Here is a 25,515-nt window from a genome sequence, read left to right as displayed (position 1 = left end):
TCACGCTAGTACGGATCCCGGCCGGACAGCCCCGGTTCAGGTGCGAGCGGCCCCTACCGCCAGGTGGGCGGACGCCATCCCGCGCCCGCTGCCGATCCGGCGCGCCCGCAGTGCGCCGACCAGCCGGCACAGCAGGTAGATCAGGAACGAGATGGCGGTGACGAACGCGCTCACCGGCTTGCCCGGCACCAGCGACAGCACGATGCCGCCGATCACCGCCAGCTCCGCGAACACGATCGACAGCACGGTCGCGACCAGCGGCGAGGCCGTCACCCGGGACGCGGCGGCGGCCGGCGTGATCATCAGCGACAGCACCAGCAGCGAGCCGACGGTCTGCACGCCCAGCGCGGTGGCCACGCCAACCAGCACCGCGAACACCGGCGACAGCACGCGCAGCGGCACGCCCCGCGCGGCCGCCACCTCGGAGTCGACGCTGGCGAACAGCAGCGGCCGGTAGATGAACGACAGCACCACCAGCACCCCGACCGCCGCGCTGACCAGCAGCACCAGGCTGCCCGAGTCGACGCTGGCGATCTGGCCGATGAGCAGGCCGAACTTGTTGGCGGAGTTGCCTTCGTAGAACGACAGCAGCAGCACGCCGACGCCCAGCCCGAACGCCAGCACGGCGCCGATCACGGAGTCGTGCTCGGACACCTTGCGGGTCAGCAGCCCCAGGATCACCGCGGCCACGATCGCGCCGACCAGCGAGCCGTAGCCGACGTTGATGCCGGCCAGCAGGGCCGCGGCGCCGCCGGTCAGGGCCAGTTCGCTGGTGCCGTGCACGGAGAACGCCATGTTGCGGGTGACGATCAGCGGCCCGAGGACCCCGGCCAGCACGCCCAGCACCGCGGCGGCGATCAGCGCGGAGCTGACGAAGGGCAGGAGCAGCAGGGTGGTGGAGATGTAGTCGGACATCAGGGCCGGACCTCCGGCGTCGGCGTGGTGTCGGCGCAGTGGTGCGATTCCTGGTGCGCGCCGACCACGACGATCTGGCCTCGCACCCGCAGCACGTCGACTGGCGTCCGGTACAGCTCGGACAGGTTCTCCGAGGTCATCACCTCGTCCGGGGTGCCGATCCGGAACCGCCCGTTGACCAGGTAGAGCACCCGGTCCACCAGCGGCAGCACGGGATTGATCTCGTGCGTCACGAACAGCACGGCGGTCCCGGCGGTGCGGCGGCGGGCGTCGATCAGGTCGCTGACCACACGCTGGTGAGCCAGGTCGAGCGACAGCAAAGGCTCGTCGCACAGCAGCAGCTGGGGATCGCCGACCAGGGCCTGCGCCACTCGCAACCGCTGCTGCTCACCGCCGGAGAGCAGGCCGACGGGGTGATCCGCGTAGTCGCTGGCGCCGACCTCGGCCAGCGCGGCCTCCACCTTGCGACGACGCTCCTTGCGACCACGCAGTCCCAGGCCCCAGCGATGCCCGTCCAGGCCGAGGCCGACCAGATCACGGCCTCGCAGCGTGAGATTGGCGTCGATGGACCGCTGCTGCGGGATGTAGCCGAGCTGGTGGTTGGCCTTGCCGGGCGCGTGGCCGGCGATGGAGACCTCGCCGGCCGACAGCGGCTGCTGGCCGAGCAGGACCCGCAGCATGCTGGTCTTGCCGGAGCCGTTGGGGCCGAGCACGGCCAGGAACTCGCCGGGCCTGATGTCCAGGTCGAGGCCGTCCCACAGGACCCGGCTGCCGTAGGCGAGGCGGGCCCCGCGCATGCGCAGCGCCGCCGCCGGCCGAGTGGCCGGGGCGGCGTCGACGAGCGCGTCCGCCGTCACTGCTTCACGAGCGCTTTCGATAGGGCGTCGACCTCCTTGCCGATCCAACCAACGTAGTCGGTCGTCCCGGCGGGCAGCGTCTCGGTCACGTCCACGACCGGAATGCCGGCCGCGGCGGCCTTCGACTTGAGCTGGTTGGTCAGGTCGGTCTCGGTCTGGGCGTTGTTCACCAGCGCGTCGACCTGGCGGTTGGCGATCAGCGCGGTGGCCTCGGCGACGGCGGCGACCGGGATGTCGGTGCCGGCCTCGACGGCCTCCTCGAACGCCTTGGGCGTGGCGTCGGCGATGGCGCCGGCGGCCAGCAGGTAGTTGGCCACCGGCTCGGTGACCACGACCTTCTTGCCGGCCGGGAGCTTGCCGATCTGGGCGATCAGGTCGTCCAGCTTGCCGTCGAAGGCCTTGGCGTTGGCGTCGAAGGCAGCCTTCTTGGACGCGTCGATGGCGCCGAGGTCGGCGGCGATCTTGTCGGCCACCTTCTTGACGGTCGGCAGGTCGTAGAAGACGTGCTCGTTGGTGTCGTCGGTCTTCTGCTTGCCGGAGACGTCGAAGGCCACCACGCTCGGCTTGCCCCCGCCGACCGTGGCTGTCGCCTTGGCGAAGAAGTCGTCGTAGCCGATGCCGTTGGAGACCAGCAGCTGCGCGCCGGCGACGGCGGCGGTGTCCTTGGGCTGGACCTCGTAGTCGTGCGGGTCCTTGGTCGGGTCGTCGATGATCGACGTGACGCTGACGTCGTCGCCGCCGACCGCCCGGACCACGCTGCCCCACACGTCGGTCGACGCGACGACCTTGATCTTGCCGTCGGCCGGGGTGGAGGACGCGGCGCCGGCGCCACAGGCGGCTAGCACCGCCGCGGCCATGGCCAACGTGGCCGCCGAAGCCCAGCGGGAACGGACAGTCATCTGCACACCCCTCGACAGCGTGACGATCTAGCAATGGAAACCGTTGTCGAGTGGAGCCTAGGTCAGATGAGTGATCAACATCCTCGTTGGAGTGAAAATCGTTATCACCTGGACGGGTGGTCCCGGTCGTCGGCGACCACGAAGCAGCAGGTCCGGACCATGCCGGCGGAGAGGGTGTGTTCTTCGCCGCAGCGGAGCGGTTACCGCCGGTGCCAGGACCCGATGGGGACGGTCCGCTGCTCGCGGTGCAACGGCACGGTCTCGCGATCCGGCGTGGCCGGCGCCGGCGCCGGCCACTCGGACCAGCTCGGGAAGCCGGGGTGGCCCAGCCGGGCCACCGGCTCGGGCTGGCGCCGGTGCCGCCGGTTGCGACCGGAGACCAGCAGCAACAGCCAGCCGGCCACGGCGGCCAGCACCCCGCCGACGCTGTTGTTCATGAAATCCTGGCCGTCGCAGACGCCCAGCTCGAACACGGCCTGGGTGATCTCGATGCCGGCGCTGACCGACACGCAGCCGATGGCCACCAGCAGCGGGCGCTTGGTGGCCAGCACGCCGAACAAGCCCAGCGGCATGAGCATCACGAAGTTCAGCAGCGCACCGCCGGCGGCCAGCGAGAACACGCCGGGCACGCAGACCCGCATCGGGTCGCCCAGCCGGACGTCGCCCCAGAACGGCCGGACCAGGGTGACCGACAGGGCCAGCGCCAGGCTCACGCCGGCCAGCACCGAAGCGGTCTTGCCCCAGCGGAACAGATGCGCCGCCAGCAGCGCCAACGCCCCCAGCACCAGGCCGCCGACCAGCAACGCGGCCGTCACGTCCGGCCTGGAGGTGAGGTAGTCGTAGCCATCCCGGTAGAGCTCATGCATACCGGGTCAGACGACGAGCCCCGCCCGCCGGTTGTTCCACATGCGTGTGGCCCGCCCGGCGAACCGGACGGGCCACCACGAACCGAGGGTCAGACCTCCAGGCGGGCGCCGCTCTCCGGGTGGAACAGGTGCACCTCGCTGGTGTCGCGCACGGCCACCTTGACGTTCTGACCGAAGGCCGGCGGCGTGCGGCCGTCGACGCGGACGATGAAGCGCTCCGGCGAGCCGCCGATGCGCACCGAGCCGTAGACGTAGGCGTCGGCGCCGAGCTCCTCGACCAGCTCGACGGTCAGGTCCATGCCGGGCTCGTCGCCCGAGGCCAGCCGCAGCGTCTCGGGCCGCACGCCGAAGGTGACCTCCTTGAGGCCCTCGGACGAGGCCTTGTCCAGCGCGGCCCGGGTCAGCGGCACGGTCAGGCCGTCCAGCTGCGCGCCCTCGGCGGACAGCGGCACGGTCTTGAGGTTCATCGCGGGCGAGCCGATGAAGCCGGCGACGAAGGCGTTGGCCGGGCGGTCGTACAGCTCGCGCGGCGAGGCGCACTGCTGGAGCAGGCCGTCCTTGAGCACGGCGACCCGGTCGCCCATGGTCATGGCCTCGACCTGGTCGTGCGTGACGTAGATGGTGGTCGTGCCCAGGCGCTGCTGGAGGGCGGCGATGTTGGCCCGGGTCTCGACGCGCAGCTTGGCGTCCAGGTTGGACAGCGGCTCGTCCATCAGGAAGACGCTGGGCTCGCGCACGATGGCCCGGCCCATGGCGACGCGCTGACGCTGGCCGCCGGACAGCGCCTTCGGCTTGCGGTCCAGGTACTTGGTCAGGTCCAGCATCTTGGCCGCCTCGGCGACCTTGTCCTTGATCTCCTGCTTGGGCGTGCCCCGCAGCTTGAGCGCGAAGCCCATGTTCTCGGCGACCGTCATGTGCGGGTAGAGCGCGTAGGACTGGAACACCATGGCGATGTCGCGGCCCTTCGGCGGCACGTTGGTGACGTCCTTGCCGCCGATCTTGATCGCGCCCTCGTCAACGTCCTCCAGGCCGGCGAGCATGCGCAGGGCGGTGGACTTGCCCGAGCCGGACGGCCCGACCAGCACCAGGAACTCACCGTCCGCGACGTCGAGCTCCAGCTGGTCGACCGCGCGCACCGGAGGGTTCCCGGCGAACACCCGGGAGGCACTGACGTAGGCGACCTCGGCCATGTGTGGTCCCTTTCACTGCGAAACGTGTGACGACAAAGTAACCCGAGAAACCGCATCCGTCAGCCCCTCGGCGTACGCCGACTACCCACCGTTTCTGAATCGTCACCCCTAGGCTCGGCCCGGCGGTCTCACCAGGCACAACGCCGTGGGTTATGGGTAACCGAAGTCGGCCGAACGGCCCTATTCGGCGCGGTTGTGTTACCTGAGCGGCCGCGTGTCCCGTGGTCGGCGGCCCGCGGACCGGTCGCTGCAAAACTTTGCCGGCGATTTCCCGCCGACGGCCGGCGCGACCGACGCGGGGTGGCCTGTTCGTTGCAAAAGCTTTCCGGCCCGGGCAGGCTTCAGCCCGACACGCTCCGAACGAGGAGGACGCGGGTGCCCGGTCTGGCCGAGATCGCGAAGATCGCGGGCGTCAGCGTCTCGACCGTGAGCCGGGTGCTCAACCGGCGGGCGGGGGTGAACGAGGAGACCCGGCTGCGGGTGCTGGCCGCGCTGGACGACCTGCCGTACTCGCCGCGCGGGCTGGGCGCGCTGCGCCGCACCGGGGTGATCGGCCTGCTGCTGCCGGAGCTGTCGAATCCGGTGTTCCCGGCGTTCGCCGAGGCGTTGGAGACCCGGGCGGCGGCCGCCGGCTACTCGTCACTGCTGTGCAACACCCGCTCGGCCGGCCTGCGCGAGGAGGAATACGTGCGCATGGTGCTGGCCCGCGGCGTGGAGGGGATGATCTTCGTGTCCCCGGCGATCACCAACGCGCCGGCCGGTGAGGGCCCGGAGGCCGCCTACTACACCCGGCTCGTGGCCGACGGCGTGCGGATGGTGTTCATCAACGGCGCCACGCCCGCCCTGGACGTCGCCGACATCGCCGTGGACGAGCAGCTGGCCGGCTACCTCGCGACCGCGCACCTGATCGCCCTCGGGCACACCCGGATCGGCTTCGTCAGCGGGCCGGCGCGGGCGTTGCCGTCACGGCTCAAGCGAGCCGGCTGGGCCGCCGCCCTTGAGGAAAACGGCCATGCCGCGCCGGCCGAGCTGGTCGCCCACGGCCCGTTCGAGCCGGCCGGCGGGGCCGCGGCGCTGGCCCAACTACTCGACACGGCCGCGCCGACCGCGGTGATCTGCTCCTCGGACCAGATGGCCATCGGCGCGCTGCGGGAGGCCGCGCGGCGGGGCGTGCGCGTGCCGTCGCAACTGTCCGTAGTCGGCTTCGACGACATCCCGTTCGCCGGACAGTGCACGCCCGCGCTCACGACTGTGGCGCAGCCCATCAGTGAGATGTCCGCCGCAGCCGTGGACGAGCTGGTGCAGCGTCTTGACCCCGATTCCCGGCGGCGCCCGGCCTCCTCGCACACCCGCCTGTTCCGGCCAAGACTGGTGGTCAGGGAGTCGACAGGACCGATTCCGAGCGCGTGACTTGGTCTACACCACGCTTCCTTAACGGGAAAGACCTGTTGACGTGCCGGGATAGTGCTTCAGGGGGACACGGCTGTCCCCGGCTTCACGAATTGGTTCTTGACCGTTACGGTCACTCCATGGCGCGGTCAATGCATGTGCGACGGCCGGCGACGCTGGCGTCCCTCGCCGCTGAGCTGGGCGTTTCGCGGACAACGGTGTCCAACGCATACAACCGGCCCGACCAGCTCTCACCGGAGCTGCGTCGGCGGGTGTTGGAGACGGCCCGAAGGCTGGGCTACCCCGGCCCGGACCCGGTCGCGCGCTCGCTGCGCACCCGCAAGGCGGGAGCCGTCGGCCTGCTGCTGACCGAGAACCTGTCGTACGCGTTCCGCGACCCGGCCGCCGTCGGCTTCCTCGAAGGACTGGCCCTCGCGTGCGAGGACGCCGGCCAGGGACTGCTGCTGGTGCCGGCCAATCCGGAGCGTGAGGACGTGGCCGCCGTGCACCGGGCCGGCGTCGACGGCTTTGTCGTCTACTCCGTGCCCGACGACGACCCGCACCTGGCCGCCGTGCTGGAGCGGCCGGTGCCGACTGTCGTGTGCGACCAGCCGGAGCTGGACACCGTGGACCGGGTCGGCATCGACGACCGGGCCGCCATCACCCAGGTCGCCGACCACCTCATCGACCTCGGGCACCGGCGCATCGGCGTGATCTGCATGCGGCTGGCGCGGGACCGCAACGACGGCTTCGTCAACGCCGACCGCCAGCACACCGCCCACTTCCACGTGCAGCGGGCCCGGCTCGAGGCCCTGGCCACCGCCTTCACCTCGGCCAACGTGGACTGGACGAGCGTGCCGGTGGTGGAGCGCTTCGACCACAGCATCGCCTCCGGCGCGTCCGCCGCCGCCCAGCTGCTGGACCGGGATCCCCAGGTCACCGCCCTGATCTGCACCTCCGACATCCTGGCCCTCGGCGCGCTGGCCGAGGCCAGGCGGCGGGGGCTGCGGGTGCCGCAGGACCTCAGCATCACCGGCTTCGACGGCATCACCGAGAGCGAGCGCTCCGGCCTGACCACGGTGCGCCAGCCCGTGCTGGAGAAGGGCCGGGCCGCCGGCAAGCTGCTGGTCAACGCGGCCGACCACAACCGGCCGCGGACCGTCACGCTGGCCACCGAGCTGATCGTCGGCACCACCTCGGCCCCGCCCCGCATCACTGAGGAACGCTGGTTCGGCCCCTGATCGCATGACAAAGCCCCCAACCTTCGCGCGGAAGGTTGGGGGCTTTGTCGTGCGTGGCTTACGGCTCAGACGCCGGTGACCGGGAGGCGCGGGGCGTGGCCGAGCAGGCCGCCCAGCAGACCCGAGGTGCTGGGCACGCCCGGCACGATGGAGCGGGCCGAGTCGTTGGCCGGCAGGGTCGTGGTGAACGACGGGCCGAGGGCCGGGATGCCGTGGAAGCCGGACAGCGAGGCGCCGGGAACGGCCGGCACGGCCAGGGGCAGCTTCGGCAGCACGGAGTCGACGACCGGCAGCTCGCGGGCGTCGGTGTCCGGGGTGAGGTCCGAGTCGGTGGTGGCGTCGGCGTCAGTGGCGTCGGCGTCGGCCGGCACGCCCAGCGGCAGGGCGTTCAGGCCCGGCAGCGGCAGGGCCGGCAGGGCCGGGATCGGCAGCGAACGGGCGCCGACCGGCAGGCCACCCAGGCCCGGCAGCTTCGGCAGGGCCGGGATGCCCGGCAGCGAACGGGCGTCGGTGTCGTCGCCGATGGTCTGCGCGTCGGCCGGCTCGTCCAGCGCACCCAGGCCCGGCAGCGAACCCAGGCCCGGCAGGGCGCCCAGCAGGCTCAGGCCCGGCAGGTCACGCTGCTGACCACCCAGACCCGGCAGCGCCGGGAGGTGCAGCGGCAGCGCCGGGATCGCCGGCAGATCACGACCCGCAACCGAACCCAGCGGCGTGCTGGCCAGCAGCGCAGTCAACGGGGTGCTGGCGAGCAAACCCTGCACCACCTCCAGACCCGGCACCGCCGGGAGCGCACGCTGACCACCGAGACCGGGCAGCGAGCCCAGCAGGCTCAGGCCCGGCAGATCACGCTCGGACGAGGCACCCGGCAGCGCCGGGAGGTGCAGCGGCAGCGCCGGGAGGTGCAGCGGCAGCGCCGGGATCGCCGGCAGGTCGCGACCCGCGACCGAACCCAGCGGCGTGCTGGCCAGCAGCGCAGTCAACGGGGTGGTGGCGAGCAAACCCTGCACCACCTCCAGACCCGGCACCGCCGGGAGCGCACGCTGACCACCGAGACCGGGGAGCGAACCGAGCAGGCTCAGACCCGGCAGATCACGCTGCTGACCACCCAGACCCGGCAGCGAACCCAGCAGGCTCAGACCCGGCAGATCACGCTCGCCGGTGGCCCCGCCGATCAGCGGCAGGCTGCTCAGGTCCGGCACCGTGGTCAGGTCGTGCAGGCCGGCGGTCGGCACCACACCGCTGTAGGTGAGGTTCGGCAGCGCCCGCGAGGTGCTCATGGTCGGCAGCACGGTCACCGGCAGTCCGGAGCCCACCGACGGCAGCTTCGGCAGCTGCTGGAGCTGCGGCAGGTCCGAGATGGCGATGTGGGTGGGGTCGAGCGACCGCTCGCCACCGCCGAGACCGGGCAGCGCCGGCAGCGCGGGCAGGCCCGGCAGCTGCGGCTTGGGCAGGTCCTGGCCGTTGAGCTGCACGTTGCTCAGCGACAGGCCACCGCCGGCCAGGCCCGGCTCCAGGTCGCGCTGCGACTGGCCGATGGGCGCGGTCGGCAGCTGGATCTGGCTGGCGTCCGGCAGCGGCGGCAGGCCCTTGTGGCCGACGATGTCGGTCAGGCGCAGCGCGGTGTCCGCGAGGCCGGTCGGGTCGCCGATCGGGGCGGGCACGGCGGCGGCGTTGCCGGCGCTCATCGCCAGCACACCGCCGGCGAGCAGGGCGGCCGGAATTCCGCGCCGCATCCAGGTACGCATGAGAAATATTCTCCTTGGTGAATTCCCGGGTCGCGGGAGTTAAACGGGCGATCCCTCGAAAGACGATTCGGGGCAGGGATCACCCGGGAAAGGGGAAAACAGGAAAGTGGACTGCGGACCGAACGCCGAGAGGCGGCGAATCAGTCGGGGGTGATGCCGGGCTGACGACGCGCGGCCATCGGAACGCAGCGCGAGACCGCGCGCGTGGGCTGGACCGAGTTGTCCACGGGCGTGACGACCACACCGTCGCCGAGGCACATGCCGGCGCCGCCGGACGGACCGTCGTGGCCGCAGGCGTTGCCGGGCAGCGCGCCGAACGGCAGCGCCTCGGACTTGGACGGGCTGTCCTGGGGCAGCGGGACGGCCGGCGCGCTCATGGCGACGGCCTGCGGACCGGCCGCGGCGGCCGGCTCGACCACGTGATCCACCCGGCTCACGGCCGGGGACGACACGACCCGCTGGACGGGCAACGCCTCGTCAGCGGGAGTGAAATTCCTGGTCACGGCGGTGTCCCCGGGCTCATCGGCCGGCTGCGACGCCGTGATGTCGTCGAGCTTCTGCTCGACCAGGATCACCGGGGCGACCAGGTGCGGCACCGGAACCTGCAACGCCGGGACCGCGGGCGCGGCCGCCGGCAGCGCCCGCGTCGCGTCCTGGCCGAGGTGCACGGTGTGGGCGACGGAGCCGTCCACCACCGAACCGGCGGTGGAGATCAGGTCGGTGACCGGGTTCTCCTCGGCCGCCGACGCCGTCGCCGAGGAGAGCAGCCAGGCCAGCGCGGTGCCGGCCAGGACGCCGCCGATCAGAACGAGGACGCGCAACAGCGCCGACCGAAAACGGTCGACCTCCGCGACTGTCTGCTCGTCCATGACCGGAAACGGATCCTCTCGAACGACTGCTCGTGGATCCACACCGTACTGGATTCGAGTTGGGGAATTGCACCCCCGACCGTTACACCTTCGGGTTAATCAGGTGAGCTTGAACGGCGTGGGGTGACTGGTGAGGCTTCCCAGCTTTCCGACCACCACGTAGTCGCCGGCCGGCAGCGGGGCCCCGCTCGGCGCGCAGTTGGGCGACGAGGTGCGGCCGGCCCAGGCGATGCTGAACGTGGCCTGCTCGCCGGGCTGGAGCAGCCGGGTGTCGGCCGGCTGCTGGTAGTAGCAGTCGGAGCTCGACCACAGCCGGGTGCTGCCGTCCGCGGTGAACACGAGCAGCTCTCGCAGCTGGCGGGTGACCTCCCGCTTGCACGCCACCGGCCCCGAGTTGGTCACCACCAGGGTGAGCAGCGGCGACTGGCCGACCCGGTAGCTGGGCTGCGCGATGCGGGCCTCGACCGTGATCGCGGTGTCCGGGCACGGCCCGGGCGGGGGCGGCGGAGGCGGCGGCCCGGTCGTGGTGCTGGTGGTCGTGGGGGCCGGCGCGGGCGAGGCCGACGAGGACGAGGAGCCGCCGGCCGCCGTGATCGTGCCGCTGGTCGGGGGCGAGGAGGTGAGGCGCTTGCTGGAGGTGGGAGCCACGTTCTGCCGGTTGGCCACGCCCTGCGGGTCGGCCGACGAGCCGTGGCCGAGCCAGGCCGTGATGATCACTGCCAGCAGCACGACCACCAGGATCGAGCCGCCGAGCGCGAACGCCCGGCGGCGCCAGTACACCGACGGGTCGAGCGGTCCCTGGGGCTCGATCATGCACCGACGGTAACGCCGTGGTCGCCGACGGCCAGGGATTCAGGGGATCACTCAATCCGGTTGTGTCTTTGCTCAATTGCCCTTGTCAGAGATCGCCCGACCAGGTGCCATAGAGATCTAGGCAGGAGGTGCGACATGACCGCCATCGACGAGTTGCTCGAACGCAATGCCGCACTGGTCGACCGGACCCGCGGGGACCGGTCCTCGGCCAGCCCTTCGTTGCACATCGCCGTGCTGACGTGCATGGACGCCCGGATCCGGGTGTTCGAGCTGTTCGGCCTGCAGCAGGGCGAGGCGCACGTGCTGCGCAACGCCGGCGGCGTGGTGACCGACGACGTGATCCGCTCGCTGGCGCTGAGCCAGCGCAAGCTCGGCACCAGGGAGATCCTGCTGGTGCAGCACACCTCGTGCGGTCTGTCGATGACCACCGAGGACGAGTTCAAGGACGAGCTGGAGTCCGACACCGGCCTGCGGCCGACCTGGGCCGTCGAGGCGTTCAAGGAGGTCAAGGACAGCGTCCGGACCTCGCTGGCGCGGCTGCGGCACAGCGTGTTCCTGCCGTACACGGACAACGTCCGCGGCTTCGTCTACGACGTGCACAACGGTGCCCTGCACGAGGTGTTGTCACCCGGCCAGGGATAATCGGAGGCGATGCTTGCCTCCGACACCCTGCTGAGCTGGTTCGACGACACCGCGCGGGATCTGCCCTGGCGGCGCCCCGACTGCACCGCGTGGGGCGTGCTGGTCAGCGAGATCATGCTGCAGCAGACCCCCGTCGCCCGGGTCGAGCCGATCTGGCACGAGTGGATGGCGCGCTGGCCGGTGCCCTCGGCGCTGGCCGCCGCCAGCCAGGGCGAGGTCGTTCGGGCGTGGGGCAAGCTCGGCTATCCGCGCCGGGCCCTGCGCCTGCACGAGGCCGCCGCCGCCATCGCCCTCAAGCATGACGACGTCGTGCCCGACGACGTGGACACCCTGCTGGCGCTGCCCGGCATCGGCGCGTACACCGCTCGCGCCGTCGCCGCCTTCGCCTACGGGCAGCGGTGTCCCGTCGTCGACACCAACGTCCGCCGGGTCGTCGCCCGGGCCATCCACGGCGCCGGGGACGCCGGGCCGCCGTCCACCACCCGCGACATGGCCGACGTCGCCGCTCTCCTGCCCGTCGTCGACTCCGTCGCCGCCCGCTACTCCGCCGCCCTCATGGAACTCGGCGCCCTCGTCTGCACCGCTCGCACCCCCCGCTGCGCCGACTGCCCCGTCTTCGACACCTGCGCCTGGCAGCTCGCCGGCCGCCCCGCCTACAACGGTCCCGTCAAGGCCGTGCAGAAGTTCGCCGGCACCGACCGCCAGGTCCGCGGCCGCCTGCTCGACGTCCTGCGCGGCGCTCCCGGCCCCGTCACCCGCGCCCAGCTCGACGCCGCGTGGTCCGAAGCCGGGCAACGGGACCGCTGCCTCGACTCCCTGCTCGTCGACGGCCTCGTCGAACAGACCGACTCCGGTCTGTTCGCCCTGCCAGGTGAGCACTGACTCCCGGTTGTCCACAGCCCCCGACTTGTCCACAGGCAACCCCTTTGCAAGATCCACTAGCCATCGGGGCAGGTAGGCTGGCGACGGGGCGGCCACCCCGGGAGTGGTGGGGGCTGGACAGTTGGAGGGATGTTCCGGTTGCCGGCTTTCCGGGGACCCCGCACCCTGTCGGCATGGCGACCTGCGATGTCTGCGGCAACGACTACTGGATGGCGTTCGAGATCCGGACCGTGACCGGCGAGAGCCACTGGTTCGACTCCTTCGAGTGCGCGATGGAGAAGCTCGCGCCGCGCTGCGAGCGGTGCAACTGCCGCATCGTCGGCCACGGAGTCGAGGTCGAGGGCCGGTTCTACTGCTGCGCCCACTGCGCGCGGACCGTGGCCGAGCTCGGCAACCAGATCCGCGACGCCGTCGGAGTCCGCCCCTCCTGACCGGTGTTGGATGGCTCCATGGCACAGGCCCTGGAGTTCTTCTTCGACGGTGAGGCCGACACCGCGGTGCGGGCGCTGTGGCAGCGGCTGGAACGGGCCGGCGTGCCGAGCCTGGCCAGCCGCAGCCACCGCCGGCACCGGCCCCACGTCACCTTCGCCCTCGGCAGCGCCTTCACCCGCCCCACCCGCGCCGAGCTGGCCGCCGAGCTCCGCCTGCTGGCCCTGCCCAGCATCTGGCTCTACACCCTGGGCACCTTCCCCACCACCGACACCAACCTCGTGCTCACCGCCGTCGTCGACACCGAGCTGCTGGCCGTCCACTCCGCCGTGCACGACGTCCTGGCCAAGAAGGTCCGCAACCCGTCCGCCTACTACCTGCCCGGCTCCTGGGTCCCCCACTGCGCCCTGGCCCAGGAGATCGACACCCCCACCCTCGCCGCCGGCATCGCCGCCCTGCACCCCGCCGAGCCCATCCGCGCCAAGGTCGACGAGGTCGGCATCACCGACACCGTCACCGGCGAGGTCGACGTGCTGTTCGTGAGGTGACATATCCGATTGGATATGGAAGCGGGTGTGCGATGAGCCTGATCGCGGAAGCGCGAACGGCAGCTGGCATCAGTCAGGAAGAACTGGCGCTACGCGCGCACACGTCCCAGCCGACCTTGTCCGCGTACGAGAACGGCCGGAAGTCCCCGTCGCTGGCGACGACGGAGCGGCTGCTCGCGGAAACAGGCCACCGCCTCACGATCGCCGCTGAGATCACCTTCACCCAGTTGCTCACCAGTCGAGGTCGGCCGTTCTGGGTGCCTGACCACCTGCCGCGCCTTCCGCTGCGTCGGGCGTTGGCGACACTGACGCCGCCATTGCATGTGAACTGGTCGACGCCCGGCATGAAGTTCGATCTACGTGACCGAGCGGAGCGCGTGCACCTCTACGAGATAGTGCTGCGCGAAGGCAAGCCGGCGGACATCCTGACCTACGTTGACGGGGCGTTACTCCTCGACCTCTGGTCAGAACTGGTGCTTCCGCGCGACATCCGCGCCGCGTGGGACGAAGTCATCGAGGTCCTCCAAGAAAGCGCATGATCCACTCACCGCCTTCCAGGTCGAGGTCGCGCATCGCCGACAAGAACATTCCCGTCGATCCCACGAAGGTCGCTGCTCTGCGTGCCTTTCGCGGAGTGGGCCGAGGAGTTGAACTCGGAGGGCTGAGTCAGCCGTCGAGCAGGCCGGACAGGAAGGCTTCCACGGCGCCGCGGTAGACGGCGGGGGCGCTGAGTTGGACGAGGTGGCCGGCGCCTTCGACGAGGATGTGGCGGCCGTCGGCGGCGCGGGCGGCCATGGCCGCCTGCTGGCCGGGGGGCATGAAGGTGTGCTCGGCCTCGATGACGAGCAGGGGCGACTGGAGGCGGTCGACGAAGGGCCAGTAGTCGCGGACGCCCCATTCGGCGGCGATGCGGTAGAGGTCGTCGAGGTCGGCGATGAGGTGGTAGCCGTCGCAACGTTCCTCGACGCACTCGGCGAAGTAGTCACCGACGGGGCCGAAGAAGGAGCGGACGTGGGCCAGGGACTGGAAGGGCACGGGCCAGCGGGAGAACTCGGCCCGCCACGGGTCGACGGTGCGGCCACGCTGGTCGGGGGCGAAGTCCTCGACGACGAGGCCGCGGACGAGGGAGGGCTCGGAGGCGGCGAGGACGAGGGCGTGCAGACCACCCATGGAGTGGCCGATGACGACTGAGGGCCCCAGGTCGAGGCGGCGGATGGCCGAGGCGGCGTCGGCGGCGAAGTCCTCGGTGCGCCAATCGCCGCCGCGATGCGTATTACGACCGTGTCCCCGCGCATCGAGACCGACGACCCGACCGTAGCGAGTCAGCCACTGGGCGACCGGCCACCAGGTGGTGGCCCGGCCCATCAGCCCGTGCAGCAACACAATGCCGGGGCCGGAGCCGCCGAACTCGACGACATCGAACACGGAGCACTCATACCACCTGGTACACACATCGGCATGCGGGTTGGGAAGGTGGCGGCGCTGCTCGCGGTCGTGGCGTTGTGCGTGGCCTGCACCCCGGCGACGAAGTCGGCGGAGGAGGAGGTCCACGGCACGGCGGGCGCGCGCACCGCGGGCGATCCGTATTACCCGACCAGCGGGAACGGGGGCTACAACGCGTCCAACTACGTCGTGGCGATCACCTACGACCCGAAGACGCACCACCTGGACGGCGACACGACGATCACCGCGAAAGCATCGCAGGACCTCAGCGAGTTCAGCCTCGACCTGGACGGCCTGGACGTGCGCACGGTGACGGTGGACGGCCAGGCGGCGGACACCACCCGCGAGGGCGGCAAGCTGGTGATCACCCCGGCGGACGCGGTGGCCAACGGCAGCACCTTCACCACCGAGGTGCAGTACGACGGCGTGCCGACCCCGTTCAAGCAGACCAAGCTGGGCGCGGAGGGCTGGCAGATCTCCAGCAGCGGCGGCGCGTTCGTGGCCGGCGAGCCGCACTCGGCGTCGACCTGGTACCCGGTCAACGACACGCCGACCGACAAGGCGGCCTTCCACCTGGCGGCCAAGGTGCCGGACGGCTGGAGCGTGATCTCCAACGGGGTCCAGGGCCGCAACGAGTCCAAGGACGGCTGGACGACCTACCGCTGGGACGAGCCCGACCCGATCGCCTCGTACCTGACCACGGTCGGCATCGACCACTGGACGATGACCACCGGCAAGCTGGCCGACGGCACGCCGCTGGTGTCGGCGTTCGCCCCGGGCGCCGAGGACAAGAAGGCCCTGGAGGACCGGCTGCCGGAGATCCTGGACTTCCTGTCGTCGAAGTTCGGCAAGTACCCGCAGGACGCGGCCGGCGGCGTCTTCCTGGCCGACAAGATCAACTTCTCGCTGGAGACGCAGACCCGGCCGATCTACGCCCAGTGGACCGACCTGTCGACGATCGTGCACGAGAACGCCCACCAGTGGTGGGGCGACTCGGTCTCGGTGCGGCAGTGGAAGGACATCTGCCTCAACGAGTGCTTCGCCAGCTACGCCCAATGGCTGTGGTCGGAGGCCAAGGAGGGCGCGAACCTGGACGACCAGTACCGCCAGTGGGTCAAGAAAGGCCCGCAGGTGTTCGGGGCCAAGCTCTACGACATGGGCGAGGGCAACGAGTTCAAGGCCGTCTACACCAAGGGCCCCCTGGCTTTGCACGCCCTGCGCCGCACCATCGGCGACACCGCCTTCTTCCAGATCCTCAAGACCTGGCCAGCCCTGCACCGCGACGGCAACGCCGCCTGGCCGCAGTTCGAGGCGTACGCGGAGCAGATCAGCGGCCGGGACCTGAAGGGCTTCTTCGACGCCTGGTTCCGCGGCGCCACCCAGCCCGCGGACCAGTACCTGTGGCCGGGCAACCTCAAGCCCTGACCCACACGTCCTTGAGGCCGGCGACGATCACCCGCCCGTCGGCCAGCGTGGTGACGGCGTTGGGGATGTCGTCGCAGCCCAGGCTCTGGCGCTGCCACGAGCCGTCCGCGGCCGAGCAGCACAAATAAGACAGAGTGCCTCCCCCTCATGGGAGAGTGTCAGCCGCTCACCGTGGCCACGAACTGGGTCAGCACCGCCTTGTGGTCGGTGCCGGGCACGTCGAAGGTGGCGAAGGTGTCGACGGGGCAGCGTTTGTCGACCAGCACGTGGTCGATGGGCAGCAGCGGCGGCAGCCGGCCGTCGGTGGGCCAGGTGGGCAGCAGGCCGTCGCCGGCCTGGGAGGCGGCGTCGACGAAGCCGCTGACCATCTCGGCGCGCAGGCCGGCGTGGTCGACGGTGGCGTTGAAGTCGCCGGCCAGCACCATCGGCGGCGTGCCGTCGACGGGGTCGGGTAAAGCGTCGAGCTCCCGCTTCCAGGTGTCGGTGGTGTTGTCGTCGGTCGGCGGCCGGACGTGCACGGACTGGACCTGGATCGCCCGGTTCTGCGGCAATGTCACCTGGGCGGTGACCTGAGGAAACGTCGTGGGCGTCTCGATCTGCACGGGTTGCAGCGGATAGCGGGAGGCGATGCCGGAGCCGGTCGGCCCGTCGCCGGGCTGGAAGAGCTGGTCGGGCAGCTCGGATGCGAGGCCGGCGGCGGCGAGCGCGGCGGCCGACTGCGGGGTGAGCTCCTGGAAGGCGACGACGTCGACGTGCTGGGACCGGATCAGGGAGACGACGGTGGCAGCGTCGGCGCGTCCCTGGGCGAGGTCGAGGCTGAGCACCCGGACGGCCGGCCCGATGCCGAGCGGCCGCGGCGCGGTGAAGGCCCGCGGCATGACGGCGGCGAACAGGCACGCGGTGAAGGCCAGCGCCACCACGGCGACGGCCCAGCGACGCACCAGCATGGCGAACAGCACGAGCAGCGCCCCGCCGCCGGCGGCGTACGGGGTGCCGGCCAGCAGCACGACCATCACGTGGTCGCCGTCGATGCCGAGCAGCCGCAACGCCACCATGGCGATCACGGCCGCGGTCAGCAGCGAGAGCAGGAAGGTCAGCAGCGGGCCGCCGACCTTGCGCCGACCCTCGTCGAGGTAGACGGGGGCCCGGCGGGTCGCGCGGGCACGCACGTTGCTGGCCACATGTCCCATTGAACACGACAAAGGGCGGTTCCCCGGCGAACCGGGAAACCGCCCCTGATCAGAGCATCAGCTCACTCGCCGTCGAACTCCTGCACGGCGTCGCTGCCGTGGGCGGCCAGGCCCACCGGCGGCGCGTCCGGGATCCGCAGCGGACGGGTCTCGCCGCGGAACACGAAGTGCGCCTTGTCGTCGGAGCCCTCGCCGCTCCAGCCCTCCACGTCGCAGAGCACGATCTGGCCGGGCTGGAGCTCCCCGAACAGGATCTTCTCCGACAGCTGGTCCTCGATCTCGCGCTGGATGGTCCGGCGCAGCGGCCGGGCGCCCAGCACCGGGTCGAAGCCCCGCTTGGCCAGCAGCTGCTTGGCCAGCGGCGTGAGCTCGAGCGACATGTCCTTGTTCTTCAGCTGGGCCTCGACCCGCGTGACCATCAGGTCGACCATCTTGATGATCTCTTCCTGGGTCAGCTGGTGGAACACGATGATGTCGTCGATGCGGTTGAGGAACTCCGGGCGGAAATGCTTCTTCAGCTCGTCGTTGACCTTGATCTTCATCCGCTCGTAGTTCGAGCCCTCGACACCGCCGCCGGAGAAGCCAAGGCCGACGGCCTTGGAGATGTCCTGCGTGCCCAGGTTGGAGGTGAAGATGATCACGGTGTTCTTGAAGTCCACCGTGCGGCCCTGGCCGTCGGTCAGGCGGCCGTCCTCCAGCACCTGCAGGAGGGTGTTGTAGACCTCCTGGTGTGCCTTCTCGATCTCGTCGAACAGGACCACCGAGAACGGCTTGCGGCGCACCTTCTCGGTGAGCTGGCCGCCCTCCTCGTAGCCCACGTAGCCGGGAGGCGCGCCGAACAGACGCGACGCGGTGTACCGGTCGTGGAACTCGCCCATGTCGATCTGGATGAGCGCGTCGTCGTCGCCGAACAGGAAGTTGGCCAGCGCCTTGGACAGCTCGGTCTTACCGACGCCGGACGGGCCGGCGAAGATGAACGAGCCGGAGGGGCGCTTGGGGTCCTTCAGGCCGGCACGGGTGCGGCGGATCGCCTTGGAGACGGCCTTGACGGCCTCCTCCTGGCCGATGATCCGCTTGTGGACCTCGTCCTCCATGCGGAGCAGACGGGTGGTCTCCTCCTCGGTGAGCTTGAAGACGGGGATGCCGGTCCAGTTGGCCAGCACCTCCGCGATCTGCTCGTCGTCGACCTCGGCGACGACGTCGAGGTCGCCGTCCTTCCACTGCTTCTCGCGCTCGGCCTTCTGCGCGAGCAGCTGCTTCTCCTGGTCCCGCAGCTTCGCGGCGCGCTCGAAGTCCTGCGCGTCGATCGCGGACTCCTTGTCCCGGCGCACGTCGGCGATCTTCTCGTCGAACTCGCGCAGGTCCGGCGGCGCGGTCATGCGGCGGATGCGCATCCGGGCGCCGGCCTCGTCGATCAGGTCGATCGCCTTGTCCGGCAGGAACCGGTCGTTGATGTACCGGTCGGCCAGCGTGGCCGCGGCCACCAGCGCCGAGTCGGTGATCGAGACACGGTGGTGCGCCTCGTACCGGTCGCGCAGACCCTTGAGGATCTCGATGGTCTGCTCCAGCGTCGGCTCGCCGACCTGGATCGGCTGGAACCGGCGCTCCAGGGCGGGGTCCTTCTCGACGTACTTGCGGTACTCGTCGAGCGTGGTCGCGCCGATGGTCTGGAGCTCGCCGCGGGCCAGCATCGGCTTGAGGATGCTGGCGGCGTCGATCGCGCCCTCGGCGGCGCCCGCGCCGACCAGGGTGTGGATCTCGTCGATGAACAGGATGATGTCGCCGCGGGTGCGGATCTCCTTGAGCACCTTCTTCAGGCGCTCCTCGAAGTCACCGCGGTAGCGGGAACCGGCGACCAGCGAGCCCAGGTCCAGGGTGTAGAGCTGCTTGTCCTTGAGCGTCTCGGGCACCTCGCCCTTGACGATCATCTGGGCCAGGCCCTCCACCACGGCGGTCTTGCCGACGCCGGGCTCGCCGATGAGCACCGGGTTGTTCTTGGTGCGGCGCGAGAGCACCTGCATGACCCGCTCGATCTCCTTGGCCCGGCCGATGACCGGGTCCACCTTGCCCTCGCGGGCCAGGGCGGTGAGATTGCGGCCGAACTGGTCCAGCACGAGCGAGGAGGACGGAGTGCCCTCGCCGCGGCCGCCGGCCTCGGCCGGCTCCTTGCCCTGGTAGCCGGACAGCAGCTGAAGCACCTGCTGGCGGACGCGGTTGAGGTCCGCGCCCAGCTTGACCAGGACCTGGGCGGCCACGCCCTCGCCCTCGCGGATCAGCCCGAGCAGGATGTGCTCGGTGCCGATGTAGTTGTGGCCGAGCTGCAGCGCCTCGCGCAGCGACAGCTCAAGCACCTTCTTGGCCCGGGGCGTGAACGGGATGTGCCCGCTCGGCGCCTGCTGACCCTGACCGATGATCTCTTCCACCTGCTGGCGAACGCCCTCGAGGGCGATGCCCAGCGACTCCAGCGCCTTGGCGGCGACACCCTCACCCTCGTGGATCAGACCCAGGAGGATGTGCTCGGTGCCGATGTAGTTGTGGTTGAGCATCCTGGCCTCTTCTTGAGCCAGGACGACCACCCGCCTCGCGCGGTCGGTGAACCTCTCGAACATATGCACTCCCTGACAGCTGCGTCGGCGGTCCTCCACCCACCCATGACCTCGCCGGTGGGGTCAGCACCTGGGGTCCACTGTAGTAGGCGGACCCGTCGCTCTCAGTGCCGCTCGCAGCCGCAGACCCCGCGAGCGCCCTGACGCATGGCACAACGTGGGTTCTGACAGGCAGATTCCCACTGTCCGCTTACCGCGAACAAGCCACCATCAGCTGACATTCACTGTGAGCGGGGTCACCAAAAGGGTGAAATTCGGACCTCAGGCCAGGTTGGCCGAGAGCACCGAGCGGTGGGTCGGGGCGGCGGCCTTGTGCCGGGCACGCCCCTGCTCGGTCAGCTCCACGAAGATCCCGCGCCGGTCGTCGGAGCACAGCGAGCGGGCCACCAGCCCGTCGGCCTCCAGCCGCGCCACTACCCGGGACAGGGCGCTCTGACTGAGCTGGACGCTCTTGCCGAGCTCCTGCATGCGCAGCGCCGGCTTGTCGCAGCAGTTGTCCGACAGCTGGTCGAGCACCTCGAACTCGCTGGCCCCCAGGCCATGCCCCTCGCGCAGCTCCCGGTCCAGCGTGCACCACGTGGAGTGGTACCGCCCCAGCAGGTCACGCCAGGCGCTCACGAGCTCGTTCTCGGTCACGCCCCGCATCATAGTCCCCGCCGTCATAAGATTCCAGCGCATTAAATCCCCTTGCATTAGATGCAGCTGCATGTAGTCTTGCCAACCGTGACCACACCGGCAACACCCGTTCCGTCCGCCCCCGCCGGCACGCGCTGGACCGCGAGCCTGTGGGCGGCGCTGATGCTGCTGTGCGGCGTGCTGTTCCTGGACGGCCTCGACCTGTCCATGGTCGGCGTCGCGCTGCCCTCGATCGGCTCCGAGCTGCACATGTCCACCTCGTCCCTGCAGTGGGTGATCAGCGGCTACGTGCTCGGCTACGGCGGCTTCCTGCTGCTCGGCGGCCGCACCGCCGACCTGCTCGGCCGCCGCCGCGTGCTGCTGGTGGCGCTGGGCGTCTTCGCCGCCGGCTCGCTGCTCGGCGGCCTGGTGGACGACCCGACCCTGCTGATCGCCGCCCGCTTCATCAAGGGCGCCGCCGCCGCGTTCACCGCCCCGGCCGGCCTGTCGATCATCACCACGACCTTCCCGGAGGGCCCCTCCCGCAACCGGGCGCTGTCCATCTACACCGCGTTCGGGGCCAGCGGCTTCTCCTCCGGCCTGATCCTCGGCGGCCTGATGACCGAGGTCGGCTGGCGCTGGACCTTCCTGCTGCCGGCCCCGCTGGCCATCGCCGTGCTGATCGCCGGCATCCGGCTCATCCCCAACCACGGCCGTCCCGACGGCCCCCGCCAGGGCTACGACGTGCTCGGCGCCGCCACCAGCACCCTCGCGCTGCTGCTGCTCGTCTACACCGTCGTGTCCGCGTCCACGGTGGGCTGGGCCTCGCCGATCACGCTCGGCTCGTTCGCGGTGGTGATCGCGCTGGCGGTCGCCTTCGTGCTGGTCGAACGCCGGGTCGCGCACCCGCTGCTGCGGCTGGGCATCCTGCGCAACAAGAACGTGCTCTCGGCCAACCTCACCGCCATGGCCGTCTTCGGCTCGTACTCCGGCTTCCAGTTCATCGGCACCATCTACATGCAGTCGCTGCTGCACTGGTCGCCGCTGAGCATGGCGCTGGCCTTCCTGCCGGTCGGCCTGCTCGTGGCCTTCGGCGGGCCGCGCACCGGCGCGCTGGTCAACCGGTTCGGCGCCGGCCGGGTCATCGCCGTCGGGCTCGCCTCGTTCGTCGTGGCCTACGGCCTGTTCCTGCAGATCGACGCCAACCCCAACTACGCGCTGGCCATCCTGCCCAGCATGCTGCTGCTGGGCGTGGGCTTCGCGCTGTCCTTCCCGGCGCTGAACATGCAGGCCACCACCGGCGTCGACGACGACGAGCAGGGCCTGGCCGCCGGCCTCGTGCAGACGTCCTTCCAGGTCGGCGGGGCCATCGCGCTGGCCGTGGTGACCGCGGTGCTCAACGCCGCGACGCCGCACACCACCGCCGAGGTCATCGCCAGCTACCACCCGGCCCTGGCCGTGGTGACCGGCGTCGCCCTGGCCGGGCTGATCGCCACCGTGACGATCAGCGGCCTGCGCCGCCGGTCGGCCGCCGAGCCGGCGCCGGCCCTGGAGCCGGAGTTCGCCCAGGTCTGACCGACCGGCTCGTCGGTTCGAGGGGAGTCGACGAGCCACCCTTGAAAACCCACATGCGCTTCCTATGTGGCGGCTGGTGCCACATAGGAAGCGCATGTGGCGTATCGAGGGGCGCGAGTGTCACCCGATCAGGTGACACAGACAGGTGGGTGGGAGTCAGGTGCGGTGGCGGGTGCCGATGGGGACGACGAGCGGCGTGCCGGCCACCGGGTCGTCGATGACCTTGGCCTCCAGCTCGAAGACCTCGCGCAAGAGGTCCTCGGTCAGCACCTCGTGCGGCCGGCCTTGGGCGACGATCTTGCCAGCGCGCAGTGCGACCAGCCGGTCGGCGTAGCGGGCGGCCAGGTTGAGGTCGTGCAGCACCATCACCACGGTCCGGCCCAGCTCGCTGTGCAGCCGCTGCACGAGATCGAGCACGTCGACCTGGTGGGCCAGGTCCAAGTAGGTGGTCGGCTCGTCGAGCAGCAGCAGCTCGGTGCCCTGGGCCAGCGCCATGGAGATCCACGCCCGCTGCCGCTGGCCGCCGGAGAGCTGGTCCAGGGTGCGGTCGGCGAACTCGGTCATGCCGGTCATGGCCAGCGCCTCGTCGATGGCGGCGTGGTCGTCGGACGACCACTGCCGGTACCAGGCCTGGTGCGGGTGCCGGCCGCGGGCGACCAGGTCGGCGACGGTGAGGCCCTCGGGGGCCTGCGGCGACTGCGGCAGCACGCCGAGCAGCTTGGCCACCTCGCGCGTGGGCATCTTGTCGATGCGCTTGCCGTCCAGCAGCACCTGCCCGCCCTGCGGCGCGAGCAGCCGGCCCATGGCCCGCAGCAGGGTGGACTTCCCGCAGCCGTTGGGCCCGATCACGGCGGTCACCGTGCCGCCGACGACGTCCAGGTCGAGGCCGTCGACGACCAGGGAGTCGCCGTAGCCCAACCGCAGCGACTCGGCCCGCAGTCGTGCCGTCACGCCCGCACCTCCCGGCGCTTCCGAATGATCAGGAACATCAGGTACGGCGCGCCGAGCACGGCCGTCACGACTCCGACCGGCAGCTCGATGCCGAACGCCGTCCGCGCGATCAGGTCGGAGACACTGATCAGCAGCGCGCCCAGCACCGCCGAGGCGATCAGCGGCGGTCGCGCGGTGCCGGCCAGCCGGATCGCGATCTGCGGCGTGGCCAGGGCGACGAACAACACCGGGCCGGCCGCGGCCGTCGCGACCGCGGCCAGCGTCACCGCGATGAGGATCATCGTGAACCGGCTCAGCTCCACCCGTGCGCCGAGGTTGCGCACGGTGTCGTCGTCGAACTGGAGGGCGCCCAGCACGTGCGCGCCGACCAGCGACAACGGCAGGAACACGCCCAACGCGACCGCCACCGGCGCCAGATCGGCCCAGCTGCGGCCGTTGAGGCTGCCGGTGATCCACACCAGCGCCTGGCCGGCCTGGTTGATGTCGCCGATGGTCAGCAGCCAGTACGTCAGGTTGAGCATGAACGCCTGCACGCCGATGCCCACCAGCACCAGCCGATAGCCGTCCACGCCACGACGCCAGGCCAGCAGGTAGACCAGCGCGGCCGACAGCAGGCCGCCGATCAGCGCCGCCACCGGCAGGCCGATCGCGCCCGCGACGGTAGCCACTCCCCCGAAGCCGCCGGCCAGCACGATCACGCCGACCGCCCCGGCGGACGCGCCCGGCGTGACGCCGAGGACGTCCGGACTGGCCAGCGGGTTGCGGGAGATCGCCTGGGTGATCGCCCCGGACACGCCCAGCGCCGCCCCGACCAGCAGGCCCGTCAGCGTTCGCGGCAGCCTAAGGTCGAACACGATGTACTGCTCGGTCGGGTCGCCCGCCCCGAACAGCACCCGCAGCACGTCGCCGACCGTCATCGGGAAGTCGCCGAGTCGGATGTTCAGGGCCACCACCAGCACCAACAGCGCCAGTGCGACCAGCGGCACCAGCAGCGGCCGCAGCCGGAACCTCAGTCCGACCGGCCCGATCCGCACCCCGTGCAGCGCCGTCACAGTCGCACCAGCCGATTGCGCCGCACGATGCCGACGAACACCGGCGCGCCGATCAGCGCCAGCACGATGCCCACCTGCAGTTCGCTGGGCCAGGCGATCACCCGTCCGATGATGTCGGCCACCAGCATCAGCACCGCGCCGATCAGCCCGGAGTACGGCAGCAGCCAGCGATGGTCGGGGCCGGTGATGAACCGGGCCACGTGCGGCACCACCAGGCCGACGAACCCGATCGGTCCGCACGCCGCGACCGCGCCGCCGGTCAGCAGCGTGATCGCCACGATGCCCAGCACCCGGGTCCTCGTCACGTGCTGGCCGATGGAGCGGGCCACGTCCTCCCCCAGCGACAGCGCGTTCAGGCCGGGCGCGTTGGCCAGGGCCAGCACCAGGCCCACGACCAGGAACGGCAGCACCTGCCCGATGATCACCGGGTCGCGGCCGGCGACCGCGCCCACCCGCCAGAACCGGAACGTCTCCAGGCTCTGCTGGTCGATCACCGCCATCGCCGAGATCAGGCCGGCCATCAGGGCGCTGACCGCCGCCCCGGCCAGCGCCAGCGTCAACGGCGTCGGCCCACCCCGGCCGGCCGAGCCGAGCAGGAAGACCACCGCCGTGGTCACCACCGCCCCGGCGAACGCCAGCCAGACGTAGCTGTAGAGGCTGGTCAGGTCGAACGCGAAAATCCCGATCACCACCGCGAACGCCGCGCCGCTGGTCACGCCGAGCAGTCCCGGGTCGGCCAGCGGGTTGCGGGTGTGGCCCTGGATCAGCGAGCCCGCCACCCCCAGCGCCGCGCCGGCCAGCACCGCCAGCTCCGTCCTCGGCACCCGCAGGGACCGGATGATGATGTCGTTCTCGCTGCCCGTCGGCGTGAGCAGGCCGTGCCACACCCCGTCCAGGCCGATCGGCTTCGAGCCGATGGCGATGCTGGCCAGCCCGGCCACCACCGCCACCCCGAGCAGGACCAGGAGCCCGACGATCCGACGCCGACGACGCCGCGCGACTGCGCCCACCAGCCCTCCTCTCGACTTTGGTTAGCCTAACCGCAGTGCGAGGAGGGAACGGACAGGCCCTGATTGAACAGGCAACAACCGGGGTGAGGTCTGGTGCGGCCCGGTCAGCTCCGCCCCAACGGCGGCCGATCGCCCCCAGAGCCCGCCCACCCAGAGCCCGCCCACCCAGAGCCCGCCCACCCAGAGCCCGCCCACCCAGAGCCCGCCCACCCAGAGCCCGCCCACCCAGGGGGCCATCCCCGATCCATTTTACCGCTGGAACGGGGTATCGATCTTGGAGCGGGGAGTGGCTGTGGATAACCGCGGAAGGGAGCCGGGGGCTGTGGACAACACGAAGGGCCGCCCACACGGGCGGCCCTTCGG

At 71.0% G+C, this 25,515-nt stretch carries 25 protein-coding genes; 9 read left to right on the top strand and 16 right to left on the bottom strand.

Annotated elements, in window-relative coordinates; genetic code table 11:
• Nucleotides 1-36: 36 nt before the first annotated feature.
• From ACIG5F_RS08890 to ACIG5F_RS08870, 5 genes are all read right to left on the bottom strand, one after another.
• A complete protein-coding gene (locus tag ACIG5F_RS08890) occupies nucleotides 37-915 on the bottom strand; it encodes a metal ABC transporter permease (RefSeq protein ID WP_396516859.1) in 879 nt (292 codons plus the stop codon).
• Nucleotides 915-1,712 carry a metal ABC transporter ATP-binding protein gene (locus ACIG5F_RS08885; protein ID WP_396516898.1) on the bottom strand — a complete coding sequence of 266 codons (798 nt, stop codon included), beginning with the start codon at nucleotides 1,710-1,712 and terminating at the stop codon, nucleotides 915-917. The genes ACIG5F_RS08890 and ACIG5F_RS08885 overlap by 1 nt, the downstream gene beginning before the upstream one ends.
• A gap of 56 nt (nucleotides 1,713-1,768) precedes the next feature.
• Nucleotides 1,769-2,671: a metal ABC transporter solute-binding protein, Zn/Mn family gene (locus ACIG5F_RS08880; RefSeq protein ID WP_396516858.1), complete on the bottom strand. Its 903-nt coding sequence runs from the start codon at nucleotides 2,669-2,671 to the stop codon at nucleotides 1,769-1,771.
• Nucleotides 2,672-2,871: 200 nt separating this feature from the next.
• Nucleotides 2,872-3,537, bottom strand: a complete 666-nt coding sequence (locus ACIG5F_RS08875; protein WP_396516857.1) for a VanZ family protein — start codon at nucleotides 3,535-3,537, stop codon at nucleotides 2,872-2,874.
• An 89-nt stretch (nucleotides 3,538-3,626) separates the two neighbouring features.
• Nucleotides 3,627-4,727, bottom strand: coding sequence for an ABC transporter ATP-binding protein (locus ACIG5F_RS08870; protein WP_396516856.1), 1,101 nt, complete (start codon nucleotides 4,725-4,727; stop codon nucleotides 3,627-3,629).
• Nucleotides 4,728-5,102: 375 nt separating this feature from the next.
• Between ACIG5F_RS08870 and ACIG5F_RS08865 the strand changes: the two genes are divergently transcribed.
• Nucleotides 5,103-6,137, top strand: coding sequence for a LacI family DNA-binding transcriptional regulator (locus ACIG5F_RS08865; protein ID WP_396516855.1), 1,035 nt, complete (start codon nucleotides 5,103-5,105; stop codon nucleotides 6,135-6,137).
• 119 nt (nucleotides 6,138-6,256) lie between these two features.
• Nucleotides 6,257-7,357, top strand: coding sequence for a LacI family DNA-binding transcriptional regulator (locus tag ACIG5F_RS08860; protein WP_396516854.1), 1,101 nt, complete (start codon nucleotides 6,257-6,259; stop codon nucleotides 7,355-7,357).
• Nucleotides 7,358-7,422: 65 nt separating this feature from the next.
• On the opposite strand, the gene ACIG5F_RS08855 is transcribed toward ACIG5F_RS08860, so the two are convergent.
• From ACIG5F_RS08855 to ACIG5F_RS08845, 3 genes are all read right to left on the bottom strand, one after another.
• Nucleotides 7,423-9,102: a hypothetical protein gene (locus ACIG5F_RS08855; RefSeq protein ID WP_396516853.1), complete on the bottom strand. Its 1,680-nt coding sequence runs from the start codon at nucleotides 9,100-9,102 to the stop codon at nucleotides 7,423-7,425.
• Between the two features lie 140 nt (nucleotides 9,103-9,242).
• Entirely contained in the window at nucleotides 9,243-9,971 is a 729-nt protein-coding gene (locus ACIG5F_RS08850) for a hypothetical protein (protein WP_396516852.1), read from the bottom strand.
• Between the two features lie 99 nt (nucleotides 9,972-10,070).
• Nucleotides 10,071-10,784, bottom strand: coding sequence for a hypothetical protein (locus ACIG5F_RS08845; protein WP_396516851.1), 714 nt, complete (start codon nucleotides 10,782-10,784; stop codon nucleotides 10,071-10,073).
• Nucleotides 10,785-10,919: 135 nt separating this feature from the next.
• On the opposite strand from ACIG5F_RS08845, the gene ACIG5F_RS08840 reads away from it, so the two are divergent.
• The 5 genes from ACIG5F_RS08840 (at nucleotide 10,920) to ACIG5F_RS08820 (ending at nucleotide 13,824) form a co-directional block, all read left to right on the top strand.
• On the top strand, nucleotides 10,920-11,426 hold the full coding sequence (locus ACIG5F_RS08840) for a beta-class carbonic anhydrase (RefSeq protein WP_396516850.1): 507 nt from the start codon (nucleotides 10,920-10,922) through the stop codon (nucleotides 11,424-11,426).
• 9 nt (nucleotides 11,427-11,435) lie between these two features.
• Nucleotides 11,436-12,308, top strand: a complete 873-nt coding sequence (locus tag ACIG5F_RS08835) for an A/G-specific adenine glycosylase (RefSeq protein ID WP_396516849.1) — start codon at nucleotides 11,436-11,438, stop codon at nucleotides 12,306-12,308.
• Nucleotides 12,309-12,481: 173 nt separating this feature from the next.
• Nucleotides 12,482-12,739, top strand: a complete 258-nt coding sequence (locus ACIG5F_RS08830) for a Prokaryotic metallothionein (protein ID WP_184862903.1) — start codon at nucleotides 12,482-12,484, stop codon at nucleotides 12,737-12,739.
• An 18-nt stretch (nucleotides 12,740-12,757) separates the two neighbouring features.
• Nucleotides 12,758-13,285, top strand: a complete 528-nt coding sequence (locus ACIG5F_RS08825; RefSeq protein WP_396516847.1) for a 2'-5' RNA ligase family protein — start codon at nucleotides 12,758-12,760, stop codon at nucleotides 13,283-13,285.
• A gap of 32 nt (nucleotides 13,286-13,317) precedes the next feature.
• Nucleotides 13,318-13,824 (top strand): helix-turn-helix domain-containing protein, encoded by a 507-nt coding sequence (locus tag ACIG5F_RS08820; protein WP_396516846.1) that lies wholly within the window; start codon nucleotides 13,318-13,320, stop codon nucleotides 13,822-13,824.
• Between the two features lie 127 nt (nucleotides 13,825-13,951).
• Here the strand turns inward: ACIG5F_RS08820 and ACIG5F_RS08815 are convergent, their stop codons facing one another.
• Complete coding sequence (locus ACIG5F_RS08815) at nucleotides 13,952-14,710, bottom strand: alpha/beta fold hydrolase (protein ID WP_396516845.1); 759 nt, start codon at nucleotides 14,708-14,710, stop codon at nucleotides 13,952-13,954.
• A 33-nt stretch (nucleotides 14,711-14,743) separates the two neighbouring features.
• Between ACIG5F_RS08815 and ACIG5F_RS08810 the strand changes: the two genes are divergently transcribed.
• Entirely contained in the window at nucleotides 14,744-16,153 is a 1,410-nt protein-coding gene (locus ACIG5F_RS08810) for a M1 family metallopeptidase (RefSeq protein ID WP_396516844.1), read from the top strand.
• Here the strand turns inward: ACIG5F_RS08810 and ACIG5F_RS08805 are convergent.
• The 4 genes from ACIG5F_RS08805 to ACIG5F_RS08790 form a co-directional block, all read right to left on the bottom strand.
• On the bottom strand, nucleotides 16,143-16,277 hold the full coding sequence (locus ACIG5F_RS08805) for a hypothetical protein (RefSeq protein WP_396516843.1): 135 nt from the start codon (nucleotides 16,275-16,277) through the stop codon (nucleotides 16,143-16,145). The genes ACIG5F_RS08810 and ACIG5F_RS08805 overlap by 11 nt on opposite strands.
• 34 nt (nucleotides 16,278-16,311) lie before the next feature.
• Entirely contained in the window at nucleotides 16,312-17,334 is a 1,023-nt protein-coding gene (locus ACIG5F_RS08800) for an endonuclease/exonuclease/phosphatase family protein (protein WP_396516842.1), read from the bottom strand.
• A 71-nt stretch (nucleotides 17,335-17,405) separates the two neighbouring features.
• On the bottom strand, nucleotides 17,406-19,952 hold the full coding sequence (locus tag ACIG5F_RS08795) for an ATP-dependent Clp protease ATP-binding subunit (protein WP_396516841.1): 2,547 nt from the start codon (nucleotides 19,950-19,952) through the stop codon (nucleotides 17,406-17,408).
• Between the two features lie 258 nt (nucleotides 19,953-20,210).
• Nucleotides 20,211-20,585, bottom strand: coding sequence for a MarR family winged helix-turn-helix transcriptional regulator (locus ACIG5F_RS08790; RefSeq protein WP_396516840.1), 375 nt, complete (start codon nucleotides 20,583-20,585; stop codon nucleotides 20,211-20,213).
• 162 nt (nucleotides 20,586-20,747) lie between these two features.
• Here ACIG5F_RS08790 and ACIG5F_RS08785 point away from each other — a divergent pair, with 162 nt between their 5' ends.
• Complete coding sequence (locus ACIG5F_RS08785) at nucleotides 20,748-22,139, top strand: MFS transporter (RefSeq protein ID WP_396516897.1); 1,392 nt, start codon at nucleotides 20,748-20,750, stop codon at nucleotides 22,137-22,139.
• 156 nt (nucleotides 22,140-22,295) lie between these two features.
• Here the strand turns inward: ACIG5F_RS08785 and ACIG5F_RS08780 are convergent, their stop codons facing one another.
• From ACIG5F_RS08780 to ACIG5F_RS08770, 3 genes are read right to left on the bottom strand one after another with little or no spacing between them, the layout of a single operon-like run.
• Nucleotides 22,296-23,090, bottom strand: coding sequence for an ABC transporter ATP-binding protein (locus ACIG5F_RS08780; protein WP_396516839.1), 795 nt, complete (start codon nucleotides 23,088-23,090; stop codon nucleotides 22,296-22,298).
• On the bottom strand, nucleotides 23,087-24,142 hold the full coding sequence (locus ACIG5F_RS08775) for a FecCD family ABC transporter permease (RefSeq protein ID WP_396516838.1): 1,056 nt from the start codon (nucleotides 24,140-24,142) through the stop codon (nucleotides 23,087-23,089). The genes ACIG5F_RS08780 and ACIG5F_RS08775 overlap by 4 nt, the downstream gene beginning before the upstream one ends.
• Nucleotides 24,139-25,152: a FecCD family ABC transporter permease gene (locus ACIG5F_RS08770; protein WP_396516837.1), complete on the bottom strand. Its 1,014-nt coding sequence runs from the start codon at nucleotides 25,150-25,152 to the stop codon at nucleotides 24,139-24,141. The genes ACIG5F_RS08775 and ACIG5F_RS08770 overlap by 4 nt, the downstream gene beginning before the upstream one ends.
• Nucleotides 25,153-25,515 lie beyond the last annotated feature (363 nt).

The sequence above is a fragment of the Kutzneria sp. NPDC052558 genome, from assembly GCF_044547355.1.
Classification (GTDB): domain Bacteria; phylum Actinomycetota; class Actinomycetes; order Mycobacteriales; family Pseudonocardiaceae; genus Kutzneria.
Note: the sequence above shows the minus strand (reverse complement) of the source record. Positions and strands in the feature narration are given on the sequence as shown.